6 protein-coding genes and 1 tRNA gene are annotated in these 6,108 nt (G+C 73.3%); 3 read left to right on the forward strand and 4 right to left on the reverse strand.

Annotated features, from left to right (window positions below):
• Positions 1 to 66: 66 nt before the first annotated feature.
• Positions 67 to 141 (reverse strand) — tRNA-Val (locus ACFXA3_RS25500).
• A gap of 105 nt (positions 142 to 246) precedes the next feature.
• On the opposite strand from ACFXA3_RS25500, the gene ACFXA3_RS25505 reads away from it, so the two are divergent.
• The 3 genes from ACFXA3_RS25505 (at position 247) to ACFXA3_RS25515 (ending at position 2,717) form a co-directional block, all read left to right on the forward strand.
• Entirely contained in the window at positions 247 to 1,485 is a 1,239-nt protein-coding gene (locus ACFXA3_RS25505; RefSeq protein ID WP_385190541.1) for a hypothetical protein, read from the forward strand.
• A gap of 196 nt (positions 1,486 to 1,681) precedes the next feature.
• A complete protein-coding gene (locus ACFXA3_RS25510) occupies positions 1,682 to 2,383 on the forward strand; it encodes a DUF4383 domain-containing protein (RefSeq protein WP_385190544.1) in 702 nt (233 codons plus the stop codon).
• Positions 2,384 to 2,513: 130 nt separating this feature from the next.
• On the forward strand, positions 2,514 to 2,717 hold the full coding sequence (locus tag ACFXA3_RS25515; RefSeq protein WP_030160452.1) for a zinc ribbon domain-containing protein: 204 nt from the start codon (positions 2,514 to 2,516) through the stop codon (positions 2,715 to 2,717).
• Here ACFXA3_RS25515 and ACFXA3_RS25520 read toward each other — a convergent pair whose 3' ends face one another.
• The 3 genes from ACFXA3_RS25520 to ACFXA3_RS25530 all read right to left on the reverse strand — a co-directional run.
• Positions 2,718 to 3,377, reverse strand: a complete 660-nt coding sequence (locus ACFXA3_RS25520; RefSeq protein ID WP_385190547.1) for an O-methyltransferase — start codon at positions 3,375 to 3,377, stop codon at positions 2,718 to 2,720.
• Complete coding sequence (locus ACFXA3_RS25525) at positions 3,374 to 4,252, reverse strand: HAD family hydrolase (RefSeq protein WP_385190549.1); 879 nt, start codon at positions 4,250 to 4,252, stop codon at positions 3,374 to 3,376. Before ACFXA3_RS25525 ends, ACFXA3_RS25520 begins: the two co-directional genes overlap by 4 nt.
• Positions 4,249 to 6,108 (reverse strand): cysteine protease StiP domain-containing protein (locus ACFXA3_RS25530; RefSeq protein ID WP_385190552.1); only part of this gene is annotated, 1,860 nt, incomplete at its 5' end. The genes ACFXA3_RS25530 and ACFXA3_RS25525, both read right to left, overlap by 4 nt.

The following is a 6,108-nucleotide window of genomic DNA, read 5'->3' on the forward strand; positions in this document are numbered from 1 at the left end:
CCGAGTGACGCGCGGGCCCTCCCCCACCCCCCCACCCCCCTGGTCGTGGGGGGCGCCCAGTCGTGCTGGTGGGCGTGGACGGTTTCGAACCGCCGACATCTGCTTTGTAAGAGCAGCGCTCTACCCCTGAGCTACACACCCGTGGATGAGTGGACAGCCTACATGCCAGGCGCACCCCCCACGCAAACCCGCATCCGTGGGAGAGAATGGACCGGGGCATGGCGGAGGCGGTACGGGAGAGGGATTGTGACGACGGCATCCCGGCGGTGGTTCGGTGGGCGGGACGAGAGTCGGCGGGCGGATGCGCAGGCGGCGAAGGATGCCGCCGCGGCCGCGTTCTACGAGCTGGACACCGCCCAGCGGGATCTGCGGATCTCCATGGAGACCATCGCGGCCGCGGACGGGTCTCCCGCGGCGCGGCAGGCCGGGGACGGGTTCGCCGCGCTCGGGCAGCGGATCGACCAGGTCAGCCACGTGTACATCGAGGCCGTCGACGCGCACGACCTGGACCGGGTGGATCTGGAGGGGGCCGTCGCCGCGCGGGCGCGGGAGCAGCTGACGCGGGCGCGGGACGAGCTGGTCCGGGTCAAGGGCGAGCTGGACCGGTTCGCGCAGGGGCTGCAGCCGTTGCTGGACAAGGCCGAGACGCAGTTGGCGCGGGTGGCGCCGGCCCGGGAGCGGGCGCGGGCGGCGCTGCTCGCGGCGAGCACGGCGCTGGACGACGTCCGGGGCAAGGGGATGCGGGCCGACGAGTTCGCGGCGCGGCTGGCCTCGCTCGGGCCGGAGCTGACCCTGCTGAACCAGGGCGCGGCGCAGCACGGGGTGCAGGAGACGATCCAGCGCGCGGACCGGATCCTGCGTGACGCGGAGGCCATACGGGTCGAGGTGGCGCGGCTCCCGGAGCGTGCGGCGGAGATCGACCGGCGGCTGGTGAGCCTGCGGACCCGGGCCCAGGCGCTGCGCAACCGGGCGGACCGGGTGGATCCGGTGCTCAGTGAGCTGCGCCGGCGGTTCAGTGCCGCGTGCTGGCAGGACCTGCAGCAGGTGCCCGATCAGGCGGTACGGGACGTGGCGCGGGCCGAGGAACAGCTGAAGGAGGCCGCGCGGGCGCGCGAGGAGCAGCGCTGGGCCGATGTCGGGGCGCTGGTCGAGTCGGTCCGGGGTGCGCTGGACGCGACCGATGAGGCGGTGTCGGCGGCGCAGGACCGGCTGTCGCGGCTGGAGGCGGTGGCGCGGGATCCGCAGGCGGAGGTGCAGCGGACGCGGTTCGCGGTCCGGGATGCGCAGCGGCTGGCGATGGAGGGGCGCACCGTGCCGGATCCGCGGCATGCGGGGCCGCTGGACGGGGCGGTGGAACGGATGGAGCGGGCGCTCGCCGGGCTGGAGGAGCGGCACCCGGACTACTGGCATTTCCTTCAGGAGATGGAGCAGGTCCGGGCCGATGTGGCGCGGGTCGTGGCCGACATCCGAGGGCGGCGCGGCTAAGCCGAGCGGCCCGGCCGGCGCAGCCCCGGGCACGGCCCCGCAGGAACGGCCCCCGGCCAGACCGGCACGGCCCGCGGCCAGACCGGCACGGCCGGACCGGCCGGACCGGCCGGGCGGGGGTGGGGTCGTCCGATTGTCGTGGGGTGGGTGGCGGCGGATGCTGGGAGGTGCCGGTATCGGAGCTTAGGAGGGCGTGATGGCTGCCCGTACTTCCCCCACCGCTCGTGCCCCCGATGTGCCCACCGTGAACGCGCCGCACGCGGCGTACGGGTGCCACGAGCCCCATGACCAGTACGCGCCGTACGTGGCCCACGGTCCGATCGAGATCCCGCAACCGCACGTCCCGTACCTGGTGCGGCGCGTCGCCCATCCCGTCAATGCCCGGCTCGACGAGCATCTGCCCACCGATCACAAGCTCAGCCAGGTGTACCGGGTGGGTGCGGGCCTGGTGGGTCTGCTGCTCGTCTGCTTCGGGATCCTCGGGCTGATCGACCGGATCGGGTTCTTCGACACCGGCGGTGCCACGGTGCTCGCGCTGAACACGAACGGCGCGCTGAGCGTCCTGTCGATCTGCTTCGGGCTGCTGCTCTTCGTCGGGATGGTGATCGGCGGGAACTTCGCCTCCACCCTGAACATCGTGCTGGGGCTGCTGTTCATCGCCAGCGGCTTCGTGAATCTGGCGCTGCTGGACACCGGTCTGAACTTCCTGGCGTTCCACATCCAGAACGTGCTGTTCAGTTTCGTCGTCGGCGTGATGCTGATGTGGTTCGGGATGTACGGGCGGGTGGGCAGTGCGCTGCCGCACGACAATCCGTACTGGCGGGCCCGCAACCCCGAGCAGGCCGCGCGGGAGGACCGGGCACGGGCCGCCCGGGCCGGGACCGTCCCCGCCCACTGAGGCCGAGCCGCGCCACGGCCGTGCGGCTGCGCCGCGCGGCGGCGAAGCACGGCGGCGAAGCACGGCGGCGGGGCGCGGCGGGATGCGGCAAGGCGGTGGCGGGCGGCGTCCGGCTCTGTAGCCTTGGGTCATGCCCCGTTACGAATTCCGCTGCCGGACCTGCGAAGACACCTTCGAGGTCAGCCGGCCCATGGCCGAGTCGTCCGCTCCCGCCGACTGCCCGGCCGGGCACGCCGACACCGTGAAGCTGCTGTCCGCCGTGGCGGTCGGCGGGACCAGCAGTGCCCCCGCTCCCTCGGGCGGGGGCTGCTGCGGCGGCGGGGGCTGCTGCTAGTCAGCGCTTGCGCGACAGGGTGATGCCGTCCGAGATCGCCAGCAGGACCGATTCCATGCGGGAGTCCGCCGCGACGTGCGCGTTGTAGGCGCGCACTCCCGCCGCCGGGCCCGTCGCGGACTCGTCGAGGACCGCGCCGTGGAACAGCGTGTTGTCCGTGACGATCAGACCGCCCGGGCGCAGCCGCGGTACGAGCTCCTCCCAGTACAGGATCTGGCTTTCCTTGTCGGCGTCCACGTACGCCATGTCGATGTGCGGCTCCTGCGGCATGGCGCGCAGCGTGTCCAGCGCCGGGGCGATCCGCAGGTCGATGCGGTCGGCGACGCCGGCGGCCTGCCAGGCTTCGCGGCCGTACGCCGTCCACTCCTGCGAGACGTCGCAGGCGACGAGGGTGCCGTCCGCGGGCAGGGCCTGTGCCATCGACAGGGTCGAGAAGCCGGTGAACGTGCCGACCTCGACGATGTGGCGGGCGCCGGTCAGCCGGACCAGGAAGGCCAGCAGGGGGCCCTGCTCCTCCGCCGACTGCATGCCGGCGACGTCCGGGAACTTCTCGTACGTGGTCGCCACCAGTTTCTGCTGGACCGGATCCAGCGGCGGGTTGTGGTCGAGCATGTAGCGGTACAGCTCGTCGGTGATCTTGGTGCTGTTGCCCTTGGTCATGAGCCCAGTGTGCCGATTTCGCCGGCGGTGCGGGCGGACTCCGGGGCAGCGCCCTGGGCAGCCTCCCGGGCGGCCGTGCGGACGAAGGCGCGCACGATCTCCTCGCCGGCCAGGACGCCAGCGGTGGCCAGGGGCGTGACCGTCGGCGCGGTCCAGCCGGCGTCGGCCAGTTCGCCGTGGCCGGGCCGCCAGGCCGCGTCCGCCGCGAGCAGCAGGTCCGCGTCGAGGAGGGAGTCGCCCGCGGCGAGGGTGGTGGTCGCGCCCGTACGGCGGGCCACCTCGCGCATGGCCGCGCTCTTGGTCAGCGGGCGGGGCACGGCGTAGATCTTGCGGCCCTGGAGGGAGACGGTCCAGCCCCGGGCTTCGGCCCATTCCGTCAGCGCCTTGATCCATTCCCCGGGCACCAGGGCACGTTCGACGACGAGGTAGGCGAACAGGTCCTCGGCGACGCGCGCCTTGCGCAGCCACGCCGGGTCCGCGCCGGCCAGCAGGTGTGCGTGGACCTCCTCCAGCGGGGCGCACTCCTCGGCCAGCCGCGCCGCCACCCGGCGCCGCCAGTCCCGGTCCGGGACGCCGTCCACCAGGAGCTGTCCGCCGTTGGCGCAGATCGCGTACTTCGCCGGGCGGCCGGGGAAGCGGATGCGCTGGTACTGCTTGCGCGTGCGGGTCGTGGTCGGGACGAAGACCACTTCGGGATCGGCGGTCAGTTCGGCCAGGAGTTTCGCCGCCGTCTCCGTCATGTAGGACAGCGGCTTGCTCTCGTGCACCTCGACGCACAGCAGCCGCGGGGCCACCGGGTCGGGCATGGTCAGGCCGAGCGCGGCCGTCGAATAGATGAGCGTGCGGTCGAGATCACTGGCTACCAGGACAGTCACTTGGAGGCCACAGCCTTTCCGTCGGCGCCGGTGGCGCCGCGCGTGAAGCGGGGGTGGATGAGTCCGACACACGTGTAGGGCAGTCCGTCGACCTCTTCCACGGGCACGCCGCGCTGTTCGGCGAGCAGCCGTACGTGGTCCAGGTCGGCTCCGGCGCCGCGCTGCGCCAGGATCTTCCACGGGACGCGCCGGAGCAGGACCCGCGTGGTCTCGCCGACGCCGGGCTTGACCAGGTTCACGTCGTGGATGCCGTACTCCTCGCTGATCCGCTCCACCGCCGCCCAGCCCTCCCAGGTCGGGGTGCGGTCGGCGGCGAGGAGCTCCTTGACGTCGGCGTCGACGGCGTCGGCCACCTCGTCGAAGCGGGCGGCGACGGTGTCGATGAAGCCGGTGGAGACATCGGCTCCGGCGAGTTCGCGGTAGAACTTCGCGCCGTGGAAGTCGTCGGGCCCGACCAGGTCGGACCTGAGCACCGTACGCGAGATCAGTCCGGAAACGGTGGAGTTGAGGCAGGCGGAGGGGATCAGGAAGTCCTCGCGGGTGCCGTACGTGGACACGCAGGAGCCGGGGTCGGCGAGGACGACGATCTCCGGGTCGAAGGCGGGACCCCCGGCTTCCCGCTGGGCTTCGAGGGCGGCCGACAGTTCGCGGGTGATGGCGCCCTTGCCGGTCCAGCCGTCGACGAAGACGACGTCGGCGGGGTCGTGGTGGGCGGCCAGCCAGCGCAGTGCGTTGGGGTCGATGCCGCGGCCGCGGACGATGGAGACGGCGTAGTGCGGCAGGTCCAGGCCGTGCCGGGCCCGGGCCCAGCGGCGCATCAGCACGCCGACGGGGGTGCCGGCGCGGGCCAGCGAGACGAGGACCGGGGAGGGGGAGCGCTCGGCGAGGACGGTCTCGGTGACCGTGCCGACGGCCCGGGCCATCCGGGCGGCGGACGCGGTCAGCGCGCTCCGGTACATCTCCTGGTACTGGGGGGACGGCTGGTACTCGACGGGCAGCGACTCGGCATAGTGCGCGCCGCCCGCCTGGATGGCCTCCTCGCGCTCCTCGGTGGGGGCTTCGAGGGCGACGTCGGACAGGTCCTGGAGCAGCCAGCCGACGTCTTCCGCGGCGTACGAGGAGAACCCGGGCCCGCGCAGGGGCTCGGGAAGCACCGGCTCGGTAAGCACCGGCTCGAGGAGGACCTGCTCGGGAAGCACCTGCTCGGTAAGGACCTGCTCGGGGAGATGCGCCTCGGTGAGGACCTGCTCGGGCATGATCGGCTCCCGCCGCTCGGGTGCGGACGCCGGTCCGCAGTTCGGTACGGGGGCGGCGGCCGGGACGTACGACGGCACGTACGACGGCAGGCAGACCAGCAGGACGCGGCCGGCGTGCGGGGCGAGGGCCGCGAGCAGTCCGGTGCGCAGTTCGGGGGTGTCGCCGGCCGAGTCGACGACGGCGACGACGACGTCGAAGCCGGCTCCGGCGACGTTGTAGGCGTAGCGGTCGCCGGGCCCGTCGGCGGGGAGGTCGTGGGCGGGGAAGACGAGCCGGGTGCGGATGGCGTAGCCGGGGTCGTCGACGGCGAGGACGGGCGAGCGGGTGGTGGTGGAGAAGCGGACCTCCCGGGCCGCACCCGACTCCTCCAGGGCCTTCGCGAGGCGCAGCGGGGCGTACATCAGCTCTTCGTTGCCGAGTACGAGGACCCGTCCGGGCGCGTCCCCCAGCGCGTCGGCGAGCCGGCCGGCCAGTGCGGGGAGCAGCGCGTCCAGCGTCTCGCGGTGCGCGGGGGTGAAGCCGTGGCGGCCGCCGTCCGGAAGGCCTTCGGGCCAGTCGAGCGTGACCCGCTCGGCCGGCGCCCCCGGACCGTCCTGCTC

The organism is Streptomyces sp. NPDC059456 (genome assembly GCF_042750055.1).
Taxonomy (GTDB): Bacteria; Actinomycetota; Actinomycetes; order Streptomycetales; family Streptomycetaceae; genus Streptomyces.

Bases quoted from the DNA above. Each gene is read 5' to 3' on its own strand.
- ACFXA3_RS25515 (WP_030160452.1), top strand. From the start codon at position 2,514: ATGCCCCGTTACGAATTCCGCTGCCGGACCTGCGAAGACACCTTCGAG.
- ACFXA3_RS25510 (WP_385190544.1), top strand. From the start codon at position 1,682: ATGGCTGCCCGTACTTCCCCCACCGCTCGTGCCCCCGATGTGCCCACC.
- ACFXA3_RS25520 (WP_385190547.1), bottom strand. From the start codon at position 3,377: ATGACCAAGGGCAACAGCACCAAGATCACCGACGAGCTGTACCGCTAC.